Source organism: Micromonospora maritima, assembly GCF_902825405.1.
Taxonomy (GTDB): domain Bacteria; phylum Actinomycetota; class Actinomycetes; order Mycobacteriales; family Micromonosporaceae; genus Micromonospora; species Micromonospora maritima.
Map to the genome: position 1 here is coordinate 1 of NZ_CADEAU010000907.1, position 977 is coordinate 977.

General features: G+C 76.6%; 1 protein-coding gene. It reads right to left on the reverse strand.

The features are described 5' to 3' along the window. Nucleotides 1-610: 610 nt before the first annotated feature. Nucleotides 611-977: PepSY domain-containing protein (locus HUW36_RS33455; protein WP_174531654.1), on the reverse strand; the 367-nt coding region annotated here is incomplete at its 5' end.

Sequence of the window (977 nt, forward strand, 5' to 3'; positions counted from 1 at the left end):
GACGTGTGCTCTTCCGATCTAGGTCGCACTGCTCCGGCATCAGCCCGGTCGACCGCCACACCCGCTCCACCGCGGCGGTGGTGGCGTCCGGGCCGGCGCGGTCCGGCCCGGTTCGCAACCGGACCACCGCCCGCCGCGTCCAGGCCCGGGCCGCGGCGCCGTGGGCGGCCAGCCGCCGGTCACTCTCCGCGAGGCCGATCACCGGGACCAGCGGTACGCCCCACCGTACGGGATCGTGTTCGGGGGTGTCCGGCAGCGCCGACACGTCGACGGCCGGCAGCAGGCCGGCGGGGAGCCGACCGAGAGCCTCCGGTGTGGACGGATCGTCCGGCAGGACGTCGACGACCGGGGCGAGCAGCGCGGCGGCGGCGTCGTCGAGGTGCGCCAAGGCCTCCAGTTCACCCCGCCGGCCGGCCAGCACCGGGCGGTAGACCGGGTCCGGCCGTCGACCTCCGGGTGCGGGCACCATAATTCAATGTAGCGGGGTGATCGCTCTGCGTCACCAGAATCTCACGCCGGCCCGGCGGTGCCGACATCGGCGGGCCGGACGCGGACCCGCCGCACCCGGCCCGGACCTCCCGGACTCCCGGAACCCCCGCCTGTCAGTCAGTCAGTCGTCGTCGCCGTGGTCGTCCTGGCGGTCGTGCGAGCCCCGGTCGTCGTCCCGGCTGTCGTCGCGGCCCCGGTCGTCGTCGCGGCCGCCGTCGTCGTCCCGGCCGCTGCTGTCGTCGGCCCGGTCGTCGGTGCCGGCGCGCTCCCGCTCGGCCTCCAGCACGGCGCCCGTACCCCGGTCGACCTTGACCTCGTGCCGCCAGCCGTCCCGGATCACCTTGACGCTCCACGTCGGACGGCCGTGCTCGGTCTCCGCCTCGACCTCGACGACCCGGCCGCCCCCGATCCGGGCCAGGGCCACCTCGGCCGCGTGCTGCCGGCTCACCGTGCCACCGGCCGCCGCGCCGGTCGCGCCGTCGTCGGTC